At 64.5% G+C, this 25784-nt stretch carries 19 protein-coding genes; 9 read left to right on the forward strand and 10 right to left on the reverse strand.

Going from position 1 to position 25784, the window contains the following annotated elements; genetic code table 11:
- Nucleotides 1–3: 3 nt before the first annotated feature.
- Nucleotides 4–915, reverse strand: a complete 912-nt coding sequence (gene osmF / locus ABID44_RS03280) for a glycine betaine ABC transporter substrate-binding protein OsmF (RefSeq protein WP_354150254.1) — start codon at nucleotides 913–915, stop codon at nucleotides 4–6.
- Between the two features lie 123 nt (nucleotides 916–1038).
- On the reverse strand, nucleotides 1039–3270 hold the full coding sequence (locus ABID44_RS03285) for a heavy metal translocating P-type ATPase (protein WP_354150255.1): 2232 nt from the start codon (nucleotides 3268–3270) through the stop codon (nucleotides 1039–1041).
- Nucleotides 3271–3553: 283 nt separating this feature from the next.
- On the opposite strand from ABID44_RS03285, the gene ABID44_RS03290 reads away from it, so the two are divergent.
- The 5 genes from ABID44_RS03290 to ABID44_RS03310 all read left to right on the forward strand — a co-directional run bounded on the left by ABID44_RS03290 (nucleotide 3554) and on the right by ABID44_RS03310 (nucleotide 11738).
- On the forward strand, nucleotides 3554–5011 hold the full coding sequence (locus ABID44_RS03290) for a phospholipase D-like domain-containing protein (RefSeq protein WP_354150256.1): 1458 nt from the start codon (nucleotides 3554–3556) through the stop codon (nucleotides 5009–5011).
- Between the two features lie 173 nt (nucleotides 5012–5184).
- On the forward strand, nucleotides 5185–5988 hold the full coding sequence (locus ABID44_RS03295) for an endonuclease/exonuclease/phosphatase family protein (protein WP_378226458.1): 804 nt from the start codon (nucleotides 5185–5187) through the stop codon (nucleotides 5986–5988).
- Between the two features lie 285 nt (nucleotides 5989–6273).
- Entirely contained in the window at nucleotides 6274–8637 is a 2364-nt protein-coding gene (locus ABID44_RS03300) for an AGE family epimerase/isomerase (protein ID WP_354150258.1), read from the forward strand.
- 72 nt (nucleotides 8638–8709) lie between these two features.
- Entirely contained in the window at nucleotides 8710–10578 is a 1869-nt protein-coding gene (locus ABID44_RS03305; protein ID WP_354150259.1) for a GumC family protein, read from the forward strand.
- On the forward strand, nucleotides 10575–11738 hold the full coding sequence (locus ABID44_RS03310) for a glycosyltransferase family 4 protein (RefSeq protein WP_354150260.1): 1164 nt from the start codon (nucleotides 10575–10577) through the stop codon (nucleotides 11736–11738). The genes ABID44_RS03305 and ABID44_RS03310 overlap by 4 nt, the downstream gene beginning before the upstream one ends.
- On the opposite strand, the gene ABID44_RS03315 is transcribed toward ABID44_RS03310, so the two are convergent.
- On the reverse strand, nucleotides 11636–12841 hold the full coding sequence (locus tag ABID44_RS03315) for a glycosyltransferase (protein ID WP_354150261.1): 1206 nt from the start codon (nucleotides 12839–12841) through the stop codon (nucleotides 11636–11638). The genes ABID44_RS03310 and ABID44_RS03315 overlap by 103 nt on opposite strands.
- 148 nt (nucleotides 12842–12989) lie before the next feature.
- Between ABID44_RS03315 and ABID44_RS03320 the strand changes: the two genes are divergently transcribed.
- Nucleotides 12990–14102 carry a glycosyltransferase family 4 protein gene (locus ABID44_RS03320; protein WP_354150262.1) on the forward strand — a complete coding sequence of 371 codons (1113 nt, stop codon included), beginning with the start codon at nucleotides 12990–12992 and terminating at the stop codon, nucleotides 14100–14102.
- A 178-nt stretch (nucleotides 14103–14280) separates the two neighbouring features.
- The gene (locus tag ABID44_RS03325) at nucleotides 14281–15078 is read left to right on the forward strand and encodes a sugar transferase (protein WP_354150263.1); all 798 of its coding nucleotides are present in this window, start codon (nucleotides 14281–14283) and stop codon (nucleotides 15076–15078) included.
- Here the strand turns inward: ABID44_RS03325 and ABID44_RS03330 are convergent.
- A complete protein-coding gene (locus ABID44_RS03330; RefSeq protein WP_354150264.1) occupies nucleotides 15032–15334 on the reverse strand; it encodes a hypothetical protein in 303 nt (100 codons plus the stop codon). The two genes, ABID44_RS03325 and ABID44_RS03330, sit on opposite strands and share 47 nt — an antisense overlap.
- Nucleotides 15335–15475: 141 nt before the next feature.
- On the opposite strand from ABID44_RS03330, the gene ABID44_RS03335 reads away from it, so the two are divergent.
- Complete coding sequence (locus ABID44_RS03335) at nucleotides 15476–16909, forward strand: hypothetical protein (RefSeq protein WP_354150265.1); 1434 nt, start codon at nucleotides 15476–15478, stop codon at nucleotides 16907–16909.
- 8 nt (nucleotides 16910–16917) lie between these two features.
- Here the strand turns inward: ABID44_RS03335 and ABID44_RS03340 are convergent, their stop codons facing one another.
- A complete protein-coding gene (locus tag ABID44_RS03340; RefSeq protein ID WP_354150266.1) occupies nucleotides 16918–18297 on the reverse strand; it encodes a polysaccharide biosynthesis/export family protein in 1380 nt (459 codons plus the stop codon).
- Nucleotides 18298–18313: 16 nt separating this feature from the next.
- On the reverse strand, nucleotides 18314–19189 hold the full coding sequence (locus ABID44_RS03345; protein WP_354150267.1) for a glycosyltransferase family 2 protein: 876 nt from the start codon (nucleotides 19187–19189) through the stop codon (nucleotides 18314–18316).
- Between the two features lie 282 nt (nucleotides 19190–19471).
- Between ABID44_RS03345 and ABID44_RS03350 the strand changes: the two genes are divergently transcribed.
- Nucleotides 19472–20704, forward strand: a complete 1233-nt coding sequence (locus tag ABID44_RS03350) for a glycosyltransferase (protein WP_354150577.1) — start codon at nucleotides 19472–19474, stop codon at nucleotides 20702–20704.
- Here the strand turns inward: ABID44_RS03350 and ABID44_RS03355 are convergent.
- The 4 genes from ABID44_RS03355 to ABID44_RS03370 form a co-directional block, all read right to left on the reverse strand.
- Nucleotides 20701–22152 (reverse strand): DUF4214 domain-containing protein, encoded by a 1452-nt coding sequence (locus ABID44_RS03355; RefSeq protein ID WP_354150268.1) that lies wholly within the window; start codon nucleotides 22150–22152, stop codon nucleotides 20701–20703. The genes ABID44_RS03350 and ABID44_RS03355 overlap by 4 nt on opposite strands.
- A gap of 10 nt (nucleotides 22153–22162) precedes the next feature.
- Nucleotides 22163–23590: an aminotransferase class I/II-fold pyridoxal phosphate-dependent enzyme gene (locus ABID44_RS03360; RefSeq protein ID WP_354150269.1), complete on the reverse strand. Its 1428-nt coding sequence runs from the start codon at nucleotides 23588–23590 to the stop codon at nucleotides 22163–22165.
- A 2-nt stretch (nucleotides 23591–23592) separates the two neighbouring features.
- On the reverse strand, nucleotides 23593–24633 hold the full coding sequence (locus ABID44_RS03365) for a GHMP family kinase ATP-binding protein (protein ID WP_354150270.1): 1041 nt from the start codon (nucleotides 24631–24633) through the stop codon (nucleotides 23593–23595).
- 217 nt (nucleotides 24634–24850) lie between these two features.
- Nucleotides 24851–25783 (reverse strand): NAD-dependent epimerase/dehydratase family protein, encoded by a 933-nt coding sequence (locus tag ABID44_RS03370; RefSeq protein WP_354150271.1) that lies wholly within the window; start codon nucleotides 25781–25783, stop codon nucleotides 24851–24853.
- Nucleotide 25784 lies beyond the last annotated feature (1 nt).

The following is a 25784-nucleotide window of genomic DNA, read 5'->3' on the forward strand; positions in this document are numbered from 1 at the left end:
TCTTTATTGCAGGAAGCCGTTCTGCTTCAGGAAATCCTCAGCCACCGCCTTCACCGGCTCGCCGCCGACCTGCACGCGGCCGTTGAGGTCCTGAAGTGTGGTGAGGTCCAGTTTCCCGAACACGGGCTTTAGCAGTTCCTCGATCTGCGGGTTCTGCTTCAGCACCTCCTCGCGGATGACGGGAGCCGGCTGATAGACCGGTTGCACGTGCTTGTCGTCTTCGAGGACGACCAGACCGGAAGGGGCGATGCCGCCATCGGTTCCATAGACCATGGCCGCGTTTGCGCCGTTGGTCTGGTTGGCGGCGGCGGCGATGGTGGCGGCCGTGTCGCCCCCGGAAAGCGTGATGAGCTGGTCCGGGTTCAGCTTGAAGCCGTAGGTGGTCTGGAACGCGGGCAGGGCGGCAGCCGAATTGACGAATTCGGACGACGCGGCCAGCACCACCTCGCCGCCGTCGGTCACATATTTGCCGAAGTCCGACAGCGTGGCGAGATTGCCGGCGTCAGCGACATCCTTGCGCAGGGCGATGGCCCATGTGTTGTTGGCGGGCGAAGGGCTGAGCCACACGATCTTGTTGGCGTCGTAATCCAGCTTCTTTGCTTCGGCATAAGCCTGCGCCGGGTCTTTCCACACCGGCTCGTCGGCCTTTTCGAAGAAGAAGGCGGCGTTGCCCGTATATTCGGGATAGATGTCGATCTCGCCGGCGAGGATCGCCTGGCGCACCACCGGCGTGCCGCCCAGCTGGATGCGGTCGCTGGTCTCGATGCCGTTGGCGTTCAGCACGAGCTGAATGATGTTGCCGAGCACGCCGCCTTCCGTGTCGATCTTGGATGACACGACAACCTGCGCATTCGCGGATGCAACGGAAATGCCGAGCGACAAGGCGGCGACGGCCAAGGTTCTGATCGGAAACATCACAAGGAAACCCCTCTTTGAAACAGGTGTGGATAGCACCGGTCGAAAGAGTGTAACGCGCTAACCTTGTGAGGGTTTCATGAAACTGCATCGCAGCCCTTTTCTCCTGACAATTCCTTGCCTTCACCTGCCGGGGCGAAAGGCCAGCAGGCGCATGGCGTTCATCGTCACCAGCACCGTGGCGCCCGTATCCGCCAGAACGGCGATCCACAGGCCGGACAGGCCGGTAACGGTGGTGATGAGGAACACCGCCTTGAGGCCGAGCGCGATGGCGACGTTCTGGTGGATGTTGCGCATGGTGGCGCGCGACAGGGCGATCATGCCGGCGACGTCGGTGATGCGGCTGCCCATCAGGGCGGCGTCGGCGGTTTCCATGGCGACATCCGTGCCGGAGCCGATGGCGACGCCGATGCTTGCAGCGGCGAGAGCCGGGGCGTCGTTGATGCCGTCGCCCACCATCACCACCTTGCCGTTGGCGGCAAGCCTGCGGATTTCCTCCACCTTGTTCTGCGGCAGAAGCTCCGCGCGCGCCTGCATGCCGAGCCTGGCGGCGATGGCGTTGCCGGTGCGGGCGTTGTCGCCGGTCAGCATCACGCTGTCGACGCCGAGTTCGCGTAACGCGGCAATACCCGCGCCGGCGTCCGGGCGTGGTTCGTCGCGCATGGCCACCAGCCCGATGGCCGCTCCGTCCAGGACCACCACGGCCACGGTCTTGCCCTTGCTTTCGAAGGCCGCCGCCGCCTCGGCCAGATCGTCGGAAACGCCGCCGGCCTCGGCGGCGAAGCGCGGCGCGCCGATGAACGCCTCCCGCCCGTCGACGCGGCCTTCCATGCCGCGTCCGGCTATGGCGCGTATGTCTTCACCGGCAATGAAAGACGCGGCGGCTTCATTCGCATGATCGACGATCGCGGCCGCGAGCGGATGGCTGGATTCACGCTCGATGGCGGCGGCGATTGCAATGAGCCGCGCCTCGTCGCCATCGGCGGCCACCACATCGGTGACGCGCGGCCTGCCCATGGTCAGCGTGCCGGTCTTGTCGAAGGCGACGGTTTTCGCCTCCGCCAGCGTTTCGATCACGGCCCCGCCCTTGATCAGCACGCCGTGGCGCGCGCCGGCCGAAAGACCGGAGGCGATGGCCGCGGGAACGGAAATGACCAGCGCGCAGGGACAGCCGATGAGCAGCAGCGCCAGCCCGCGGTAGATCCACTCGTCCCATGTGCCGAAACCGGCCAGCGGCGGCACGATGGCGACCAGCGCCGAGAACGCCACGATGGCCGGCATGTAGAGGCGCGAAAAGCGGTCTATGAAGCGTTCGGTCGGGGCCCTGGCCTCTTGCGCGTCCTCGACCAGCGCGATGATGCGGGCGATGGTGTTGTCGGATGGCGCGCGCTCGACGCGGATGCGCAGCGACGCGTCGTGGTTGATCGAGCCAGCGAAGACGGCGCTGCCTTCCTGTTTGGCGACGGGCACGCTCTCGCCGGTCATCGGCGATTCGTCGACGCTCGATATGCCGGCCAGCACCACGCCATCGGCCGGAATGCGGTCGCCGGGTCGGCACACCACGGTCTGGCCGATGGCGAGTTGATCGGTCGATACTTCGTGCAGATTGCCGCCGTCCTCCACCATTGCGGTGCGCGGAATGAGCGACCCAAGCGCCTTGATGCCCGAGCGGGCGCGCGCCGCGGCCAGCCCTTCCAGCACCTCGCCGATCAGGAACAGCAGGACGACGACGGCCGCTTCCTCGACTGCGCCGATGATCAGCGCGCCGATTGAGGCGATGCTCATCAGCATCTGGATGGTGAAGGGCGCGCCCAGTCGGGCGGCCGCGAAGGCGCGCTTCGCGATCGGGGCGACGAGGACCAGCGTCGCCGCCGAAAACACATAGCGACTGCTTTGCGGCCAGAAGAATTCGGCCGCGAAGGACAGCGCGACCAGCACCACGCCAATGGCCGCATGGCGTGATTTAACGCTCCGCCACCATGGCGTTTCCGTCTTGATGGAAGCGACCGGCGCACCATGCGCACGGTCATGTGCGCAGGCAAGGCCGTGCTCATGCTCATGGTCGTGGCGATGCGGCGTTGCTGCGGGCGGCGCGGCATCGCTTTTGCCGTCCAGCAGGGTCGGTACGAAACCGAGGCTGCGCACCGCCTTCTCGATAGCGCCCACCGGCGTCCGTGCGGCGTCGAGCGACAGCGCCATGCGTTCGCGCGTTACCGAAACGTTGATGTCCGAAACGCCGGGCAGATGGCCGAGCGCAGTGGTGATGGTGCCCGCGCAACTGGCGCAGTCCATGCCTTCGACACGGAAGACGAGCGCCTCCGCCTTGCCTGCATCGGGCGTTCCGGGCTGGGTCATAATGCGATTCCTTGTTCCAGTCCGGCCAATGTAGTTTCTCTAGCGACTAGAGGTTCAAGAGGTGTTTTGCGAAATTTTTCAGGGTGCGTTGAAAAGATCCGGGGTAGGGCGCGACAGGCATTGCGATCATTGATCGGGCGCAAAGCCGTGGGTGGATTGATGGATTCTCCTTCCGCCGTGGCGTGCATTCCTGATTGTGCACTTTCGACGTGAGCCGATTTCCCCTTTGGCGATACATGATCTAGTTTCGCTTGCGAGACATGATTGGCGGAGGTGAGCGTTCATGTGGGAAATCCTGCCGGCTTATTGGCCGCATTTGCTCGCCGCCCTTTCGGTGGCGGTCGCGGCCGTGGCCGGCGTCCATGCGGCCATGACCAAGGACGAGGTGCGCTCGGCCATCGGCTGGGTCGGCGTAATCATCCTTTCGCCTTTTGTCGGCGCGCTGATCTACGCGGTTGCGGGCGTCAACCGCATGAGACGGGACAGCATTGCGGCGGAGCGCTCCGCCGCCGGCCATGAGAAAGCGGCGCATCCGGCAGCCGATGTGAGCGGGGAACTCGTGGCCGGGCGTTTCGGCGGCCGGTTCGCCGCCCTCCGGAACGTCGGCGACAAGCTGACCCATCACCGCATGGTCGCGGGCAACGCCATCGACATGCTGAAAAGCGGGGACGAGGCGTATTCGGCGATGATCGGGGCGATTGCCGGGGCGCGTCGCGGTATTGTCCTCGAAACCTATATCTTCGACCGCGATCCGGTCGGCCTGCGTTTCGCCGATGCGCTGATCGAGGCTGTGAAACGCGGTGTTGCGGTCAGGGTGCTTATCGATGCGGTGGGCGCCCGTTACTCGGTGCCCAGCGTCGTCGGCTATTTGCGGGAAGGCGGTGTCGACGCCCGCGTGTTCAATGGCAGGATCATCGCCGGATTGCGTCTGCCCTATGCGAATTTGCGCACGCACCGCAAGATCCTCGTCGTGGATGGAGCGGTCGCCTTCGCGGGCGGCATGAATATCCGGCAGGGCTTCACGGCCGAATTCGCGGGTGAAACCAGCGCGCGCGACACGCATTTCCGCATCCGGGGGCCGGTGGTCGCCGATATCTTCGCCATTGCGGCCGAGGACTGGAATTTCGCCACTGATGAGAGGCTCGATGGCGAGGCATGGCGTGTCGAGCAGACGGTGGTCGAGCCCGGCGCCCCAGTCTTCATGCGCGCCCTGCCGTCCGGTCCGGACGCCAGCCTGGAAACCAATCACAAGATGCTGATGGGCGCGTTTTCCGTCGCCAGCGGCTCCATCCGCATCATGTCGCCCTATTTCTTGCCCGACCGCGAGCTGATCAGCGCGCTGACCACCGCGGCCCGCCGTGGCGTTGCGATCGACATCGTGGTGCCCGCCGCCAACAATCTCGTGCTGGTCGATCGCGCGATGACGGCTCAGTTCGATCAGGTGCTGCGCAGCTATTGCCGCGTCTGGCGGGCGCAGGGTCCGTTCGACCATTCCAAGCTGCTGGCCATAGACGGCACATGGGCTTTCGTCGGCTCCTCCAATCTTGATCCGCGCTCGCTCAGGCTGAATTTCGAGATAGATATGGAGGTTCTGGACGCTGATTTCGCCGGCGCTATCGATGCGCGCATCGCCGCCGTCATCGACAAGGCGACGCCGGTTACACTGGCCGAATTGCGCGCGCGTCCGTTCCCGGTGCGTCTGGTGGACCGTATTCTCTGGCTTGGTTCGCCCTATCTTTGACGGAAAACAGTTTCATGCACATCGGGCGTTGCATCGCGATTCGCGCTTTCCTAATTTAGTGAACAGTCCCGACTCGCATCATAAACCGGTCCGCGCCAGCAGCAGGGAGACGGCAAGGAACAATGCAAAAGTTCGGCACCGGGCTTCCGGCCAGCATTATGGAGCGGCTTCGCATGCGTCGGGAGCATCCCGGACATGTGCCCGCCGTGGAGCATGGCGGCGAGCCAGGCGTGGTCGTCGCTTCCTACAATGTGCACAAATGCGTGGGCACCGACGGCCGCTTCGATCCCGAGCGCACGAGCCGGGTCATCCATGAGATCGGCGCGGACGTGATCGCCCTGCAGGAGGCCGACAAGCGCTTCGGCAACAGGGAAGGGCTGCTTGATCTTGCGCGCCTGGAGCGTGAGGCGGGTCTCACCCTTGTGCCGGTCTTCGGCAAGGCCAAGGCGCATGGCTGGCACGGCAATGTCGTGCTGTTCAGGCGCGGCATGGTGCGTGACGTGCATCAGTTCAGGCTGCCCGGCCTGGAGCCGCGCGGCGCAATCATGACGGAGATCGATCTGGAAGCCGGCGGCAGCATCAGGATCGTGGCCGCGCATTTCGGCCTTTTGCGCCGTTCACGCGCGATGCAGGCGCGTGTCATCCTCGACATCATGAGCGCCAGCTCCGAAACGCCGACGCTGCTGATGGGCGACCTCAATGAGTGGCGTCTCAACGACCGTTCGGCGCTCGCCCTGTTCGAGGAAGCCTTCGGCCCCCTGCCGACGGCGGTGCCGAGCTTCCCATCGCGGCTGCCCCTGCTGGCGCTCGACCGCATCATCGCCAATCGCTCGGACATCGTCTCCCCGGTCATGGTCCATGACACCCCTCTGGCGCGTATCGCTTCGGATCACCTGCCGATCAAGGCTTTCGTCCGGCTGGCCGCCGCTGATGGAGACGCCTCTTCCGAAGGTCGGGGCGAGCGCCGCGCCGCCTGAGGCAGGCAACTGCCCGTTCAGGCGGAATCTGCTCTCTTGCGCAACCTCGACCGTGCCGCCAAGCGGCGTCAATCCCTCCTGCCGTATCGCCCGATAAGCCTTCCGTCGGACGGGTTAACACCTTCTGGGAACCGCTAATCCAGGTTAACCGGCCTTCTCTCGAACATCGCCTATGGTCCGGCCCTGAACCCGGTTCTCTGCTCTTCGGACGAACTGGCACGGGGCGGGTGCGAGCTCACGCAAGCAGGCGGATTACAAACAGGCGCATTACAGGGGGAGCTGGTCATGACCGGGCGGATTTCGTGTTTTGTGATGAGCGGTGGAGTAGGGTCGCGTCTGTGGCCTCTTTCACGGGAAGACAACCCCAAGCAGTTCCACGATCTGTCGGGCGACGGCTCCATGCTGGTCAAGACGGTGCGGCGGCTGAAGGCGCGAGAGGCCGGGGACACGCCCGTTCACGTCATCGCGGCCGAGCGTAATGCGGCGCGCATCCGCACCGACCTCGCCGGGCTGGATTTCAGCGGCGGTGGCGCCATTTTCGAGCCTGTGGGCCGCAACACGGCGGCTGCGGTGGCGGTTGCCGCGCTGCACACCATCAACAGCCACGGCGACGGCATCGTGCTCATCGTGCCGTCCGATCACGTCATTTCCACAGACCGTGACTTCTGGGAGAGCGTCGAGGCCGGCGTTCCCGCAGCTCAGGCCGGGCAGGTGGTGGTGTTTGGAATGAAGCCGACGCGTCCGGAGACCGGCTACGGCTATATCGAGGCAGGCGAGGCGTTTGCCGGGCAGGATCGGGCAGGGAACGGTTTCGATTGTCCGGGCGTGCGCCGTGTGGTCCGTTTCGTCGAGAAGCCGGACGCCGAAACGGCCAGCAGCTATGTGGCGACATCGGATTTCTTCTGGAACACCGGCATTTTTCTGTTCAGGGCAAGCGTCATTCGCGCGGCCTTCCTTCGCCACCATCGCGATATCTGGCTTCACGCCGAACGGGCGCTGGACAGCGCCGTGCGCGATCTGTCGGGCGTCTGGCTGCCGCTCGACGCTTACGCGTCGATCCCCTCCATCTCGGTCGACTACGCCATCATGGAGCATCTGTGCAACATCGCCATGGTGCAGGCGAGCTTCCGCTGGAGCGATCTGGGATCGTGGCAGTCGCTGCTGGAGGCCAGCCGCACAGACGAGCGCGGCAATGTGGTGGTCGGCGATGTCGTCGCCATCGATTGCGAACGCTCCTATCTTCGCAGCAATGGAAGACTCCTGTCGGTCGTGGGGCTTAGGGACGTGGCGGTCGTGGCCACCGACGACGCCACATTCGTGGCTCCCGTCGCCGAGAGTCAGAACGTCAGGCACGTGGTGGAGCAGCTTGAGAAATGGGGCCGGCTGGAGGTGAAGTTCACGCCCGCCCATGATCGCGTGGTGCTGCCCGGCGCGTGGCGCGAGCGCGTCGCCCACTGGCTGTTCGAGGAAACGCTGCCGCGCTGGTCGACGGCCGGCGTGGACGAGCGCCATGGCGGCTTCCACGAGGCTTTCGCCTTCGACGGCACGCCGCTGTGCAAGCCGAAACGCATGCGCACCATGGCGCGGCAGGTCTATGCCTATTCTGTCGCAAGGCTGCGTGGCTGGAACGGGCCGGCGGACGAACTGATCGCGCATGGTATCGCCTTCATGGAGAAGGGGCGCACGGAACGCGGCGGCTGGGCGCGCACGCTCAATGTCGACGGCTCCATCGCTGATCCGTGCGAGGACGCCTATGACCATGCCTGTGTGCTTCTGGCGCTGGCCTATGCGCACCGCGCCGGCAACAAGGATGCGCTGGCGCGGGGTCAGGAAGCCATGGCCTTCGTCGAAGCCTACCTCGAGGACGAGCGGCTGACGGGGTTCCTCGAAACCTGTGACGGCACCGAAATCCGGCGCTCCAACCCGCATATGCATCTGCTGGAAGCGTTCCTCGCCTGGCACGAAGTCACCGGCGAGCGCAGCTATCTGCGCCGCGCCGCGCGCATCGTCGACCTGTTCAGGACGCATTTCTTCGACGCCGAAAGCTGGACGCTTGGCGAGTATTTCGACAATGAATGGAAACCGGCGCAAGGCGGGCAGGGCCTGTGGACCGAGCCTGGCCATCATTTCGAATGGGCCTCGCTGCTGGTCGATTTCGCGGCCCGCAGCAAGCAGTCGGACCTCGTTCCCTATGCGCGCAAGCTTTACGCCTCGGCGGTGGCCAATGGGCACAACCGCGCCACCGGCCTCGCCTATGGCGCGGTATCGCGCGATGGACTGCCGCTCGACCTGATCTCTCGAAGCTGGCCGCAATCGGAAGCCATCAAGGCTGCGATCGCGCTCGACCGCGCCGACGGGCCGGACCTGAAGCCGGAGATCGAGGCCCGCGTCGGGCGGCTGTTCCGCTGGCATATCGACCCGGCCCCGACAGGATTCTGGATTGATCGTATCGATGAACGGGGCAGGGCGGTGGCCAGCGAAGTGCCGGCCAGCATCTTCTACCATCTGGTGACGGCGCTGATGCAATATCTCGACAAGACCGAAGTCGCGCTCGTCCACCCGTTGCCCGTTGCGGGCGAGGCGGAGGAAGAGGTCGAAGAGACCCCACGCCCCCCGCTTCGGGAAGCCGTACTTCGGGAGATCGCCTGATCCTGATGTCGGGCAGGGGTTTTCGCCTACCTCGATTGGTCGTGTTTTCGCGTCGCTGACACGGCGTTAGGCTTGCAATCGAAGGGCAGCTGCAATCAGGGGGACGAAGCCATGCTGGAGCGGCAATGGGCAGCGGCGGCAGCCAGAGCCGACTGGCGAGGCGGCGGCGGTTCCAACGAGTTCGTCAACCTGTCGGACATCCTGTCCTTTTTCAGCAGGTACATCATATCCATTCTGGTCTGCGCGCTGGTCGGCATTGCGGGAGCGAGCCTTTATCTGGCCACCTCCGTCCCGATATTCACGGCCCGCACGCAGATCCTGATCGAGCCGAAGCTGCCCCAGTTCATGCAGCAGCAGATGATCGAGGTGCATCTGTCTCTCGACACCGCCCAGATCGAAAGCCAGCTCGCGCTGCTGCGTTCGCAGAAGATCGCCATGATGGTGATCGACGAGCTCGATCTTGCGCACAATCCTGCCTTTGTGGATGCGGGTGGGTTGCGTCTGCGGGAGAGGCTGGAAAAGCTGCGCTCGCTGATAACGGGCGCCCCTTATATCCCCGACACGGCAAGGTCCGACGGTGCGTCGGACGACGGTTTGACGCCCGAACAGAAGGCGGCCGAGGTTTTCGCCGGCAATCTCGATGTCCAGCGGGTGGGTGTCTCCTATGCGATCGACATCCATTTCAAGTCGCCGAACCCGGCGCTGGCCGCGCGCATCGCCAACGCCACGGCGGACGCCTTTGTGCGCGAACAGATGGAAAATCGGGCGGTTTCAGCGCGTGAGGGCGTCGCGTGGCTGGAAAAACGCATCGACGAGGCCGGCGCGCAGATGAACAAGGCGACGCAGATCGCGCAGGAGTTCCGCGCCACCTATGATTATCGCGTGGACAGGCCCGAGGAGGCGGCAGCCGACGCCGCGCGCGCCGACGCACCCACGCTGGAGCAGCTCGAAGTCGCGGCCGAAACCTATCGCAAGATGTATGAGAGCCTCCTTGCCGCCTATACCAGCGCGGTGAACCAGCAACCCTTCCTCATCGCCAACTCGCGCGTCATCACCCCGGCGGTGCAGCCGACCGTGCAGAGCCATCCCCGCAAGCGGCTCACCCTGATCTTCGGCGCTTTCGCCGGTCTGATGCTGGGTGTCGGCGTCGCCTTCGTCCGCCACAGTCTGGACCGGACCTTGCACACGCCCCGCCAGATCGGCGAGGAGCTGGGCCTCGTGTGTACGGGCGAGTTGCCGTATTCCGGCTTGCACAAGGCTGCCGGCCTCTGCGAAGAGGTGATCCGCCACCCCCATTCCCCGTTCAGCACAAGCCTGAGGGGGGCGAGGGCCGTTATCAGCCTGGCCGATACCGGCAAGACGAGGCTTTGCATCGGAGTGACCGCCGCATTGCCAGGCCGGGTGAAAAGCGCGGTGGCCGGCAATCTTGCCGCACTTCACGCGGCATCGGGAATGCCGACGCTGCTGATCGATCTGGATTCCCAATCGACGCTGACAAGAGCGGTGCAGGGCTCGCTTTCGCGCATCGACACGAAACAGGAAGCTGCTGGCGCTCACGCCGCCACGGCCGCAATCCGGACCGTCTCCCCCGCGGGTTTCGACTTCATGCCGAATGAGGAACGCGGCGCGGCAAGCCTCGCGCTGCCTGTCAACATGCAGGACCTGCTCAAGACGCTGGATCGTTACAAGGTGATCGTGGTGGATCTGCCCGCTTATGAGCAGGGGGCCGATGGGCTGCTGGTCTGCCCGCTTCTCGATGGCGTCATGGTGGTGGCCGAACGCGGCGGAACGCCGCTCGATTCGCTGGCCGATCTTGCCCGCACCCTTCGCATCGCCAACGCCCCCATACTGGGTGTTTTGCTGGCGCACAGGCGTCGCTTTCCCAGACTGCGCATGCGCCGCTCATCCTCCGTCGGCCGGCCGCCGTTTCGACCCGCATGACTAAAGGCGCGCGGCATTGGGCGATCAACGGCCGGTTCCTTGCACAGCCGGTCACCGGCGTGCAGCGCTATGCGCGCGAGGTCGTGGCGGCGCTCGATGCCCGCATCGCTGCCGGCGACCCTCTGGCGCGTAACCTGACGGTCGAACTTCTGACGCCGCCGGACCGCAGGGATGAGCTTGCGCTGGCGGCGATCCGCACTCGCGTCATCGGCGATTTCGGGGGGCATGGGTGGGAACAGGCCGTCCTGCCCTTCGGTGTCAGGGGAGGTCTGATCAGCCTGTGCAACAGCGGGCCGCTGGTGACGGCCAGGCAGATCCTGTGCATACACGACCTCAACACGCGCGCCTGTCCGCAAAGCTATTCGCTGCCGTTCCGCCTGCTCTACCGCACGCTGATCCCGGCGCTCGCCAGAAGGGTCCGGCACGTCACCACGGTATCGGGCTATTCGGCCGGACAACTGGTGCGCCATGGCCTGTGTGAGGCAGACAAGATCACCATTGCGCCTGACGGCTACGAGCATGCGCTACGCTGGACGCCGCGCCATTCGATACGCACGCATTCAACCGCCAGCGCCGGCACCATCGTGCTTCTGGGCAGCCGCGCTCCTCACAAGAACATCAACATCGTTCTTGGCATGGGCGACCGTCTTGCGGCGGCGGGCTTGCGGGTCGTCGTGGTCGGGCTTTCGGACGGGCGTGTTTTCGGCAAGCGGGAGGAGCAGGCGGGCGCTAACATCGGCTGGCTGGGCAGGATTGGTGACGACGAACTCGCCGCGCTGCTCGGCGACAGCCTGTGCCTCGCCTTTCCCTCCCTCGTCGAAGGGTTCGGTCTGCCTATGCTTGAGGCGATGGTCAGGGGGTGCCCTGTGGTGGCGTCCGACCGCGCCAGCCTTCCCGAGATCGGCGGTGACGCCGTCCTCTACGCGCCGCCGGACCGCGCCGACATCTGGTTTGATCGCTTCATGCAACTGGCCGGCGATGCTGCGCTGCGGCGCATGATGATCGTGCGCGGCCGCAGGCAGGCCGAAAAATTCAGCTGGGACGAGACGGCGAAACGCTATCTGGAACTGATGGCCCGGACGGACGGGATTCCGATCGCGGCTACCCGTTCGCCGGCCAGGCCTTCGCTGGTTTCAGCGACCACGCGCTCGAAGCTGTAGGCCCTGGCGTAGCGTCGCGCCGCCTCCCGCGCCGACGAAAGTGCGGCAGGATTGCCGAGAAGTGTCACGATGCTCTGGCGGTCGAGCGGAAGAACACAGTCCTCGTGGCCGGGCAGCAGGCCGGTCAGGGCGCCGGGGGCGGCAAAGACGGGGCGTCCCGCCGAAAGCGCCTCGATGAGCTTGATCTTGGTGCCCGTTCCTTCAACGGGACAGATCGCGGCGCGGGCTTTTGCATAGAGGGAGGCAAGATCATCGACGAAACCGAGCAGTTCGACGCCGTTTCCCGCCACGAGCCGCGTGTCGCGGCACACGCTGCCCGCGATGGCGATCTTCAACGGCAGGTTCCACCCGCCATAGGCGTTCAGGAAATTGCTGATGGCGTCCCCGTTCCAGCGATTGTTGGAGCCGACGAAAACGAGATCGTAGACAGACGTCGTGTCCGTCGCCGCAGCCACGTCCCAGCTCCGCAACGCCGGCGGCACGATGCGCACGCGCTCGCGCTCCAGGAGCGATTTCAGAAACTGTCCTTCGCTGTAGGAAATCGACCAGATCTCGTCGGCCTGCCCGAGGTAGAAAAGCTCGCGTTTGAGGGTGAGCATGGAGCGTGTGCTCGGCTGCCCGGCCGGAGTGTCGCCGATCAGCTCCAGCGCCGCAAGATCATGGGTGTCGACGATCATGCGCGGCCCGGGGGACCCGTTGAGGTGGGATATGCCCCACGGGTAGCTTACCAGCGCCAGCTTCAGGTCGGGATCGCGTTGCAGCCGGTCGAACTCCGGCGTGAGCAACGGCAACCATGTGCGAAGGGCCCGAGTGGCCGGCCAGCCGCCGAAATAGGCGATGACGCCCTTGAGCTTCTGGAGGAAGGCCAGTTTCCAGTTCCAGTCGTCGAGCACGAGTTCGACGCCGGGGAAGCGGTCGCGGAAGGTTTCGATCCCCTTCGCGCTCCAGGGCCATTGGTGATGGTTGCGATAGGAATAGACGGCCACGCGCCAGCCAAGGGCAAGCAGCATCTCAAGGTCCTGGCAGGCACGCACATGGCAACCGTCGGTCACGGTGCTGAAACAGCCTGCGAAGAAGAAGATAGCGAGATTCCGCTTCTCCACTCATGCCTCCCGAGGCGTCAAGTTCCCGAGCAGTGTCGGCAGAATCTCAATCCGAAATCATTGACGAGTCAAACGGATCGTGAGGCAATGGCCTACCGTTTCCGGATGATCCCGATATGGATGCCGGCAACCGCTGGGGGGCGATGAAATGGATGAGGGTGGCAAATCCCGCACGGTCTATGTCAACGGCCGTTTCCTGCGCGGGCCAATCACCGGGACTTCGCGGGTCGCCGAGGAGGTCCTGGCCTGCTGGGATGCGGCGATGCTGGCCGGCGACGCGCGCTTTTCGGGCATGTCGATCGAGGTGCTGTGTCCGGGCAACGCCGCGCGCGCCCTGCCCCTCAAGGCAATTCCGATCCGTCGCAGGAACATACTGGGCGGCAAGTTCTGGGAGCCGGTCGACCTGGGCCTGATGGCATGGAAGGGGACGCTGGTGAATTTCGCCAATGTCGCACCATTATATCATCCACGCGCGGTTACCTATCTGCACGATGCGCAGATGTTTCTTTATCCGCAATCCTATCCGGCAGGGGAATTGCGCACCCACCGGCCGCTGATGCGGCTTGCCGGGCGCATGTCGCGCCGGGTGGTCACTGTTTCGGATTTTTCGAGCCGCATGCTCCAGCGCTTCGCCATCGCCCCGGCATCGAAGATCGCCGTCATCCACAACGGCGCGGACCATATTCTGCGGGTTGCGCCGGACAATTCCGTGCTCGCAAGGTTCGGCCTCCAGCCTCATGGATATGTGTTGATGCTGGGCAGCGCTTTTCCCTACAAGAATGTCGACGTGATCTACCGCGCCTTCGCCCGTATGGGCGTAAGCTCTCTCAAGCTGGCTGTCATTGCGCGGGCCGATCTGCGCAAGGCTGTCGGCTCCGTGCAGGAGGTTGGCGACAGGCTCGTCGTCGTCTCCGATGTCAGCGACGCCGATTTGCGTGCGCTCTACCAGCATGCGCTGGTGTTCGTTCAGCCTGCCCGAACCGAGGGGTTTGCGATGACCCAGCTCGAAGCGCTCAACTCCGGCTCGCCCGTCATCACCTGCGCGCTGGGCAGCATGCCGGAAGTGCTGGGGGGCGACGTGGTCTACGCCGACGCGGACTCGCCCGATGAATGGGCGCAAGCGATCCTCCATTTCGAGCGCGATCCGCGCTTTCGCTCGCAAATGGTGGCGCGGGGGCAGGCGATGGCGGCCCGCTACACATGGGCAGGGACGGCTGACGCGCTGTGGCGTGAGGTGAGCGATGTCGCCAAAGGGCGCTGACAGCGAGGCATTTGCACAACCGGCCGGACAGCCAAGCCAGCATTTTGTCGTAATCCACAAGCCACCCTCGTCACGACGCTACCACTATTGAGCCGCTTGCGGGTGAATGACCCCTTTCGACATCCTGCGTGGATAACAACAAGCAGGCAAAGGCGGGCGGCAAAGGGGCGTCCTTGGCATGTCGATCAGAGAGAGATACTACGCCGGAAGCAGCGCGCTTCCTGGGCGCGGGCGGTCGTTCCTGGACCGCGGACGCGTTTCGACTTCGGGTTTCCAGCGGCGCCGGTCCGGTGAGGTGCAGGACGCGGCGGTTTCCATACCGGCCGCTGCATCGAGCGGCTTCGTTCATGTCTGGCCGCATCCGCTCGGAGGCAGGGCCAAGCGCGCCCTCGACGGGGCTGTCGCAGTCACGGCGCTGGTGCTGGCGTTGCCGCTGATGCTGGTGGTCGCCCTGCTCATCAAGTTGACCAGTAAAGGGCCTGCCGTGTTCTCCCATCAGCGGATCGGCTTCAATGGAAGAACGTTTCGCTGCTACAAGTTCCGCACCATGGTGGCCGACGCCGAGGAGCGCCTGCAGGCGCATCTGGCCTCCGATCCGCATGCGGCCGAGGAATGGAGTAAGGCGCGCAAGCTGAAGCACGATCCGCGCCTTACGGTGCTGGGCAGCCTGCTGCGCAAGTCGAGCCTCGATGAACTGCCGCAATTGTTCAATATCCTGCGCGGCGAAATGAGCTGCGTTGGACCGCGCCCGATCGTCGCCGAGGAACTTCGTCGTTACGGCCCCGTCGCCAAGGATTATCTTCGCACAAGGCCCGGTCTCACCGGCTTGTGGCAGGTCACCGGACGTGACTCGGTGGACTATGCCGGGCGCGTGATGCTGGATGCGCAATATGTGCGCAACTGGTCGATGCGCACGGACTTGCTGATCCTCATCCGGACGGTCGGCGCGGTGACGAAGTTCGATCGCGCTTCCTGAAGCTGGCCTCCGGTTTGGCGGATTTTCCGCGAGGGGCGAGCGCCGTGAGGCCGAGGCCGATCAGGTAGCATCCCTGCAAGGCTATGATCAGGTAAAAGGTTCTGAGGAGGATGAGCTTGAGGGGCGATCCGAGGAAGACGCCGGTCAGGATCGACATCATCACGACGACGAGCGTCGCGAGAAGGATTGCGGGCGCGAGAAAACGCGCGCCGATGAAGAGTCCGGCCGCGCAGACTGCTATGAGTGCCAGGGTCACGCGACCCTCCTTCCTGTTGCATCTGCGCCCTGACCCACCTGCTTCAGAAAAACCGAGATTAGGCCCCGTGTATGAAGCGAGTTTTAACGCTACGCACACTGTCAGCCCCTGCCGCATTGCGGCCTGGCCGGATTGAAGGCGATGCAGCCCTCGATCGCAGGCATTATCGTTTGCGCGGTGATCATCCTTTTCGTGCGCCTTATGCGGTGGTCGATGATCGTGGCCTTCATGGCATCGCTCGCCTTCGGGGCCACGGCTATCGGAACGCTGAGCTCGCTCGGTGGATCTTCGCCCCAGATCTACACGGTATTTGCCGCGCTGCTCCTGACGACAGCCGTGGCGCGCAAGGGCATCTGGCGTGACCTGGCGGCGGTTTTCAGCCGCATAGGCGCAGCCTCCGTCATCGTGGTGCTGATGTTCCACGCGCTGATCGGGGCGGTGCTGTTTCCAAGGCTGTTTGCGGGGCAGACCAGCGTCTTCATCGCATCGCGCACCAGCCGGGGCGTTTACGAAACCGCGCTCGGCCCGTCCTCCGCAAACGTCACCCAGACCGCATATTTCACGCTTGGCATTCTTGTCTTCGTTGCGCTTTGCCTGCTGTTGCGTCGCCGGGAGACGCTCCTCGACGTGAAGCGGGGGTTCTTCCTCTGGTTCGGGTTGCATACGGCCATGGGCATGCTGGACCTCGCCGGGAAGATGGCGGGGGCGGGGGATGTGCTGGCCCCGATCCGCACCGCCAGCTATGCGATGCTCACGCTCACCATGGAGGGCGGTTTCTGGCGGATCGCGGGTTCCTATTCGGAGGCTTCAACCTTCGGCGCGGTGTCGCTGGCCGGACTGGCCTTCAGCTACACTTACTGGCGCAGGACAAACTCCCGTTTCGCGGCGGCGATCGCGGCGGCGCTTTTCCTGCTGCTTCTCCTGTCCACCTCGACGACGGCCTATGTCGGGCTCGCATTGCTTGGCGTTCCCGTAGCGTTGTCCCTGGCTCGCTCGCTGGTCTCGGCGAAGCCCAACCTCCAGGATGTGCTGCTGGTGGTGCTGATGGCGCTGCTGTGCCTCGTGGTGATGGCCGTGAGCCTCTACAATGCGCAGTTCTTCGAACCTCTGGTGCGGCTCATCGACCAGATGGTGACCCACAAAATGTCCTCGGCTTCCGGGCAGGAGCGCGCCTACTGGAATTACAAGAGCCTGCAGGCTTTCTTCGACACCAACGGGCTCGGCATCGGCCTGGGAAGCTCGCGCGCCTCGAGCTGGCCGATCGCGGTGCTTTCACAGCTTGGCGTGGTGGGGGCGACCCTGATCGCGATGCTGCTGGCGGCGCTCGTATGGCCGCGGGGCCGTTCGCGTCAACCTTTCGACGCCGAGGCCGATGCGATCATGGCGAGCGCGCGGGCGAGCGCGCTGGCCGTGCTGCTGGCGGCCTCGCTCGCCGGCGGCCTTGCCGATCCGGGAATGGGGTTCTTCGTTCCGCTGGCCGTGGTGATGGCCTGCTCCGCGAGGATATGGGCGGCAGCGCCGCCACGCGGACTTGCGATCGATCGATCCGGTCCGCCGTTTCCGGTATCCGGATAGGAACCGTTCTACCGGGCCGTGGAGTTGCTGCCGGCGATGTCGGCGGAGCCCACGGCCATTGACGTCGGGCTGATGGCGGTTTCGGGCGCATCCGGCAGGCTGCCGATCGCTTTCAGATATTCCGGCGGCATCGGGATTTCGACCTTCACCGTGTCGCCCGGCAGTACAGGGCTCGCCATGGTCGCCGCGATTTCGGATACGGTTCCGTCGGGCGCCGGCCTGTAGATCGTATAGAGCGGTTCCGCCTGTTCCATGCTGGCGCGGCGCGCCATCAGCCTTGGGGCGGCCAGTTCCGATTCGAAGATCAGGCGCGCCGTGGTCTCGGCCCTGCGGTCGAGCGCGTCCAGCTCGATCTGCGTATCGCGCAGCGCGTTGGTGACCTCGTTGCGGCGGGTGTCCTTCAATTCGATGATCTGGATTTCGGTCCGGCTGATTTCCTGCCGGCTGCGCAGCAGGCTGGTTTCGGCAGCCAGCCGTTCGCTTTGCACCTGCGCCAGCGCGCGTTCGAGCGAGAGTTCGCGCGGGGCGGCGGCAAGTCCGCGTTCCACCAGTGAGGAAACGCTGCCAAGCTCTTTCTGGACGAGCTCCACCTGCTTGTCGAGAAACACAAGCTGCGCCCCGAGCGAGCTCACTTCCTTCTCAAGGAAATCGCGCAGGTTGCTCAGGGCAAGCATCTGCGTCTCGATGCCTTCCTTGCGCGCCTTGAAGATCGACTCCTCCTGCCTCATCAACAGGGCGACCTCGCCGTCATCGCGAAACGCGGCGAGTTGCGTCGGAAAGTCGATGGCCTTCGCCTGCGCCAGCTCCGCTTCGAGCCGCGCCTTGCGCGCCAGCAGGTTGATCTTGTTGAGTCCGATCAGCTTCGCTTCGCCCTGACCCTGGATGATTTCGCGCTCGTAGCGATCCATGCGCTCCTCGCGAACCCGTATGCCTCCGGCGATGCCCAGCGCCTGCATTACGTTGAGGCCGGGGCGATAGGCGAATTCGCCTGACTGGGTGACCTGCCCCAGAATGTAGAAGGGGCGGTACTGCACCACTTCAACGGCCGTGTCGGGCTTGCGGCCGAGCCCCATGTTGCGCACCAGGCTTTCGCTTATGGCGCTGGCCAGCTCGGCGGTGGTGCGCCCGGCGGCGTCGACCTCGCCTGCCAGCGGCAGCGAGAGCGAGCCTGAGGAACTGACGATGAACACGTCGTTGAGCGCTGTCCACTCGAAGACGGTGTCGCGCGATGCGCGCCACTCGAAGACCTTGATTCTGATCTTGTCCTGCGCACCCAGTCGGTAGTCTTCGCTATAGGCCGGCGCAGGACCAAGCAGAAGCGTGGCCGAGGCCAGGCAGACCGACAGGATAATGCCGGGGCGGGATGAGATGATTGGATTGAAGCGCATTGTCCTGTTCCAATCGCTAGATTTCGAGGATGTATTCCGGTTCGACACGCCCTTTCAGCAGATGGCCGAGGGCGATAAGGTTTCCGCGCAGGCGACCGCGCCTGTCGATGTGGATTTCCGGCCGAATGCTGCGCACGACATTGGCGACGATGTTGCGGGCGATCAGCTTCATTGCGAAATCGGTGGGCATGGTTCCCTTGCGCAGCAGGTAGATTGGATTCGCGACCTGCGAATAGCCGAAACGTATGCCGCTGGTGCGCCCGCCTCTCACGGCGAGATGCACGCTGCGGATCGCCGGCAGGCAAACAATCCTGCCGCGCCGCCCCAACTGGGTGGTGAAGTCTATGTCTTCCTGCCAGCTATAGAGAGCCAGCCGCTCGTCGAAGCGCAGGTCGCCGATCATGGCGGTGCGGATCGTCATGTTGCCGCCCTGGGCGCCCACCTGGTCGAACACCCGAGGATCGATTCTGCCGCAGGCTTCCGCCGTGCGCAGCGTCTCCACCCCGTCCGCCCATGAAATTTCCCCGGTCGTCGCGCCATCCCATATGATGTTGCCCATGACGACCGCCCAGTCGGGGTTCTGCGCCAGCGCGCGGCCGGCGCGCTCCAGATAGTCCGTCGCGGGGATCAGATCGTCATCGAGATAGGTGATCACGTCGAAGCGGCCGAGCGCTTTCTCCAGCCCGCGATTGCGCTGCGCCGAAACACATTTGACGCCGAACACCGTGCTGACAGGAAAGCGCGTCCCGACGTCGGGAAGCTGGGTCTCGTCCGTCGTCGAGAGGATGACCTCGTCCGGCAGTTTCGTCTGCTTGCCCAGCCACACGAGCAGGCGGGCCAGAACTTCCCGGCGTCCGTAGGTCGGGATGATCACTGCGTGTGAAAATGCCATTGTCTGCTTCCCCTTGCCCCATCGTTGCCGCCGATCGCAGAGAGCGGCCGCCATTGGTGATCCTAAGTGTCGGAGGATCGGGAAGCAGCCTGCTAATAAGGCGTCGGTTGCGGCGATTGTAGCTCCATGGTGGTAGCGGCTTTACACCTTTGGGCGGTGTCGGCGTCGCCATGCTTCCCCCTTCACACCATTAGACCAGCTTGTTCCTGCACCTCGCCGCGTAAGAAACTCGGCTCATGCCCTCTGGCGGAAAGGGGGCCGCAAATGGGGTGGGTTTCCGACATGCATCAGGCACGCCAGACCGAGTGGGCGCGCGTTGCGCGTCTCGACGCAGAATGGGGCGGGCGCGCCGCCGGCGAACTTCCCGTACCCTCGGTGGACCGCCATGCGCGCATCGCCGTGGTCCACGACTGGTGCCCAAACTTTCGCGGCGGCGAGCGTGTGCTGGCGCGCTTGTGCAACGTGTTTCCCAACGCGGAGGTCTTCACCCTGTTCGACTTCCTTCCCCGCGAGGTGAAGGAGGAATATTTTCCTGACGTGACCTTCCACACATCGGTCGCCAACCGGTTGCCGCTGGTGCGCAAGTATCACCGCGCGCTGTTCTTCCTCTGTCCGTTCCTGATCGAGCAGTTCGACGTCACCGGTTACGATGCGGTCATATCGTCTTCGGCGGCCTTCTCCAGAGGGGTGCTGACACGGCCCGACCAGCCGCATCTGTGTTATGTGCACAGCCCCATCCGCTATGCGTGGGACGAGCAGTTTTCCTACCTTCAGCAAGGACGGTTCGGCTTCGGACCGAAGGGCCTCGCCTTCCGCTATCTGCTGCACAAGCTGCGCATGTGGGACATGCGCACCGCCCATGGGCCGGACCTCATGCTGGCCAATTCGAGCTATGTGCGCTCGCGCATCAGGCGCATCTATGGACGCGACGCTATGGTGGTCCATCCGCCGGTGCCGACGGGCGAGCTGTACTATGTGCCCGTCAAGGAGGACTACTACGTCACCGCCGCCTTCCATGCGCCCTACAAGCGGCTGGACGTCGTTATCGACGCCTTCACTAATATGCCTTCGCGGCGTCTCGTGGTGGTGGGCGACGAGGCGCAGTCGAAGCATCTGAGATCGCGGGCCGGTCCCAATATCAGCTTCACCGGCCACCTGCCGCGCAAGGACTATGTGACCCATATCGCCCACGCCCGCGCGATGGTGTTCGCCGGTTGCGAGGATTTCGGCATCACGCTGGCCGAGGCGCAGTTCTGCGGAACGCCGCTGATCGCCTTCGGCCGGGGAGGGGCCGCGGATATCGTCAGGCCGCTCGGGCAGGCGTGCGAGCCGACCGGGGTGCTGTTCACACGCCAGGACGCTAAAAGCCTCGCCGATGCGATCGACCATTTCGAGGCCAATGAGGCGAGCGTCGCGCCGCTCGCCTGCCATTTCAACGCCGAACGCTTTTCGGAGGCGAGGTTCGATCGGGAGATCTTGCAGGCGATGGCCTCCCTGCCGGCCATGCGGGCTTAAGGTTGCGCCTTGACCTCGGCGAACAGCAGCGGATGGGCTCTGCGGAATTCGTCGGAGCGGATGATTTCCAGCGCCAGCTGTGGCGATGCCAGTTCGCGGCGATTGAGCCGGGCGAGATAATTCGACAAGCCCCCGCCATCGGGTTCGCGGCCAAGCAGCAGCAGATATATGCCCTTTATGTAGTCCGCGCTGCTCATGCGCTCGACCGGATGCGCCTGCCGGAATTCGAACCTGTCCATAAGCGCCGCCAGCGTTTCGGTTGTGCTTTGACCGTGCTTTATCGCCAGCGAATCGCGCCATTGCTCGGCGGGGCCCGGCAGCCGATGCAGGGCGAGGCAATAGAGATAGGCCACCTGATTGGCGTGGTTGACCACGGACGCATCGAGCGCGTTGTGGTCACAACGGGCATGCGGATCAGGCGGGTCGGAAAGAGGCGCCGCAGGCTTCGGAAGCGCGGCGCTGCCGCCTGCTGCGATGAACCCCTTGGCCACGCTGTAGGCCAGCTTGACGCCGTCGGTCGTCCATTTGCCTTCTTCGGTCTCGCGCAGGCGCACAAGACCCATCACCGACTCGAAGCTCGGGCGCCAATAGGGCTCGTCAAGCAATTCGTAGATATGGGCGGCCTCGATGCGGTATTCGGCATGCATGTCGCGCAACTGGCGCATCATGTCCAGCAGCCCGTCAGCCTGGTTCTGCTCGCCCTTTTCGCTGGAGCGGTTGAACTCGGTGATCCAGATGGGCTTGCCGAGCATCTTGAGATAGTCGAGCGGCCGCTTCAGATCGTCGCCATAGTGGTGCCAGACAGAAATGTCCCAGTCGACGCCATCTGCCTTCATGCGCGCGAAGGCCCCGGTGTGCCCCCAGCCGGCGGTTCCCATCGCCTTGCGGATATCCGGATCGGCCGCTTCGGCTCCGTCGGAAAGGCCGCGCAGCACGGCGCTCACTTGTCTCCATCGCGGCGTGAAATAATGCGAAGGATCGTCGCCTCCGGCCGGTCCCCAGGAACAGTCGTACTGGCTGCCGTCGTCCCGCATTTCGCATGCGGTGATCAGCGCATGGATTTCCATCTCGTTGCCAAGTTCCCACACGCGAATGTCGTTCCTGAATCGTGAGACGAGTGTCATCGCCATGGCGTAGGATTTGGCGTAGAGATCGCCGGCGGTCTCGACGTCGAGGTCGAGATCGGGCGTGATCACCGGGAGGATGTCGATGCCGCGCGCCTTGGCCTGTTCCACCAGCGCGGCGAGACCGGCCATATGATCGAGGCTGGAAATGTTAACCCTGTAGGAGGTCATGCCGAGATCGCGCACATAGTCGAGCTGCTGCTCGTACGAGATGTCGGGATAGGCGGTGAAGGGATGGCCGTTCACGCCCCATTGAAGATCGGCGCTCCACGCGGCGGTGACGCCGAGCAGGCCGGCCAGAGCCATGCAGAGCCGTGCGATCATCCGTCTCGCTCTAGTTTTCGCTCTCCTTGAGCACGCCTGCAAAGATTTCGGCGATACGGGCGGTTGTCTGTGCGTCCACCTTGCGCGAGGTCGGCAGGTTGATGCCGCAGGCTGAAAGCCGCGCGCTCTCCGGACATTTCCGGGCGTAGCGCCGATAGGCCGGCATCGAGGAAAGGCCGTGGAAGAATGGCCGCAGGTCGATATTCGCCTGCTTGCAGGCCTGAATGAGCTTCGGCCTCGTTTCCGCCGGCGCCAGAGCGCAGGAAAACCATGTCACCGGTTCATGCCTTGGCGGCATGGGTGGCGGGAAGGCGATGCCCGGCAGGTCGCCGAGCGCCGCCTCATAGCCCTCATGCACCTTGCGGCGCATCTCCAGGAACCCGTCCATACGGTCGAGCTGGGCGCATCCGATCGAGGCCTGGAGATTGGTCATGCGGAAATTGTAACCGGCTTCCTCGTGCCAGTAGCGGCGCTCCGGGCGCATGCCATGGTCGCGCAGCATGCGCATGCGCCGGGCGAGGTCGGGGTCGCGCGTCACGCAGATGCCGCCCTCTCCGGTGGTGACGATCTTGTTGGCGAAGAAGGAGAAGCTTGCCACATCCGAGAATGACCCGACCGGCTGGCCGTCATAGCTCGCGCCATGGGCCTCCGCGCAATCCTCTATGACGAACAGCCCGCGCCGTAGCGCGAGTTCTCGGATTTCGGTCATCGGCGCGGGCCGGCCGAACACATGCACCGGCATCACCGCCCGCGTGCGCGGCGTAATAGTGCGCTCGATCGTTTCGGGCGAAATGCACCATGTCAGAGGATCGACATCGACCAGAACCGGCGTCGCGCCCAGGTGAATGACCACATTGGCGGAGGCCGCGAAGGTCAGGTCCGGCACGATCACCTCGTCGCCGGGGCCGATGCCGAGCGCCGCCAGCGCAAGGTGAAGGGAAACCGTGCCGTTGGAGGTGGCGACGCCGTGGCTCATGCCGGTGCGCGCGGCGAAGGACGATTCGAACCGCGTGATGTATTCGCCAGTCGAGGAAATCCACGTGGAAAGGAACGCATCCATGAGGTTGCGCAGTTCCGCATGGGAAAGGTCGGGCTCCGCCACCGGCAGGAAGGCCGCGCCCGCCCGCTTTTCGATGCCGACGATGCGCCGCCGTCCGTCCAGCACCGGCGCAACGGGCGAATCCGCCTCATCGAGCCCGCCGGTCCTGACGATTTCGCCGAGTGTGGGGTTGCCGAGATGCGCGCCGTCGCGCAGGGCTTGGCGCAGATCGCCGAGCGTCAGGCGACCCATGGCCTCGCCATTGCCGCCGGTAACGAAGACCAGCCCGAACCCGTTGTCGAGCGCGCGTTCGATGGCCGTCCACATGCTGTCGGTGGCGCGGCAGAGGAAGCCGTCCGTGCCGGCTTCCGTTTCGATGCTGGCGACGTGTAGGTTCATGGCTATGACACCCTGGCGGCCGAGGTCAGGTAGTTCGACGTCAGGTCGGGGTTGTAGAGAACCACCGATGTGCCGTCATGCTCCATCCTGAACGGAACGAAGGTCAGGTTGGCGAGCGCGGAGAGAACCGAGGCGCGCGCTTCCGGCGGCACGAACATCAAGAGGAAGCCGCCGCCGCCTGCGCCCAGCAGCTTGCCGCCCAGCGCGCCTGCCTTGCAGGCGGCCTCGTACCAACCGTCGATCGTCGGGTTGGAGACGGAGCTGTCGAGCTTGCGCTTTTCCATCCATGCGTGGTGCAGCAGTCTTCCGAACTCCGTGAGCGGGCAGTTCGGATCGGTCAGGATGCGTTCGCCCTCGGCCACCATGTCGTACATGGCGCGCAACTCGCGCGCACGGTCGTCGAAACGGGCGACCTTCTTCTTCTCGATGGCGTCGGCGGAGCGGGTGAAGCCGGTGAAGAACATCATCAGCGAGTCTTCCAGCAGCGCGCGCCGCGCCGGCGTGATGTTGACGGGGCGCACCCTGTGGTCGCCGCCGGGGCTGAAATCGATGCGGTTGAGCCCGCCATGGGCGGCCGCGATCTGGTCCTGGCAGCCGACCGTTTCCTTCAGCAGGTCCTGCTCCACGAAAATCGCCTCCCGGGCCAGCACATGCTTGGGGCTCAGCCGCCCGAGATTGCCGAAATAGGCATGCAGCAGCGAGACGGTGAAGGCGGAACTGGAGCCGAGGCCCGTCTGCGAGGGCAGGTCGGCGTTGTAGATCACCTCATAGCCGCTGTCGTCGACGCCGCCGCCGTAGTGCTTCAGAACTTCACGCACCACCGGATGGCGGATTTCGTTCATGCAGCGCACTTCCTCCAGCATGCCCCATGCCACCCGGTAGTTGAAATCGAACACAGCCGGCAGGCGTCGGAGCTGGACATAGATGTATTTGTTGATTGTGGTGGAAAGCACGGCTCCCGGCTCCGGCCGGTTGAACCATGACGGATGATCGGTGCCGCCGCCGAAGAAGGACACCCGCAAGGGACTTCTGACGATGATCATGGATATGCCCCCAATGCTTCGAGATTCAGCAATCGGCTCGGCAGACGATGGCCGTCGGGCCAAAACCAGTATTTCCAAGGGTGTTTCGTCGCGCAAACCGGGCGTTCGGTGATCGGGCTACCCTCTTTGGGTGAGCATCGGCCCTTCGGGCGTATTGGCTGCTCCTTGCCTGACGCAATTGCGGCCACTAGGCGATCCCGTCCGGCTGCGGGATGCTCTACACATTCGCGTAGCGGGAGTTGCGGATCATCCTGTAACCGCGGATCAGCTCCCCGATTCCGTCGTCGAGGCTCCAGTCCGGCATCCAGCCGGTGCGTTCCAGCTTCTCATTGGAGACGATGTAATCGCGCTTGTCCGGGTCTTCGCCGATCGGCGCTTCGAGATAGACGAATTGCGGCGCGTGCGCCCTTATGCGCTCGCACAGCTCCAGCTTGGAAAGATTGGCGCTGGACAGGCCCAGATTGTAGGGCCGGCCGCGCATCGTCTCGAAATTCGCCAGAGCGTGCTCGAAACCCTTCACCACGTCGCGCACATGAATGTAGTTGCGCTTGAAATGTCCCTCGAAGATGACGACCGCGCGGTCGGTGACCGCCCGCCATGTGAAGTCGTTGACGAGGAGGTCGATGCGCATGCGCGGCGACATGCCGAACACGGTCGCCAGCCGCAGCGTGACGCCCTGCGCTTCCTCCAGCACCGCCGCCTCGGCCTCGACCTTGGTGACGCCGTAGAGCGAGATCGGGTTGAGGGGCGTTTCCTCGGTGCAGAAGATGCCCTTCTCACCGATGCCGTAGCCGGAATTGGTGGTGGGGTAGACGATCATCTGCGCCGGCGACACGCGCCGGGTCAACGCCACCACAGCGTCGCGGTTCAGGGTCGTGGCGGTGATGGGGTCCTGCTTGCACAGCGGCGCGCCGACAAGGGCGGCGAGCGGGATCACGGCGTCGGCCTTGGGCGCCAGCTCGTCCAGAAGGCGCTCGTCGCGGGCGTCGCCGCGGACCGGATCAAAGCCCGCATAGCGGCAGCAGGACGCCAATTCGGTGGTGCCGCGCTCGAAAGTGTCGAGCACGGTGACGCCATGCCCGTGCTCAAGCAGCGTGGGAACCAGAACCGAGCCGATATAGCCCGCCCCGCCGGTAACCAGTATGTGCATC

It is taken from the genome of Aquamicrobium ahrensii, from assembly GCF_040545755.1.
In the GTDB taxonomy this organism is placed as follows: domain Bacteria; phylum Pseudomonadota; class Alphaproteobacteria; order Rhizobiales; family Rhizobiaceae; genus Mesorhizobium; species Mesorhizobium ahrensii.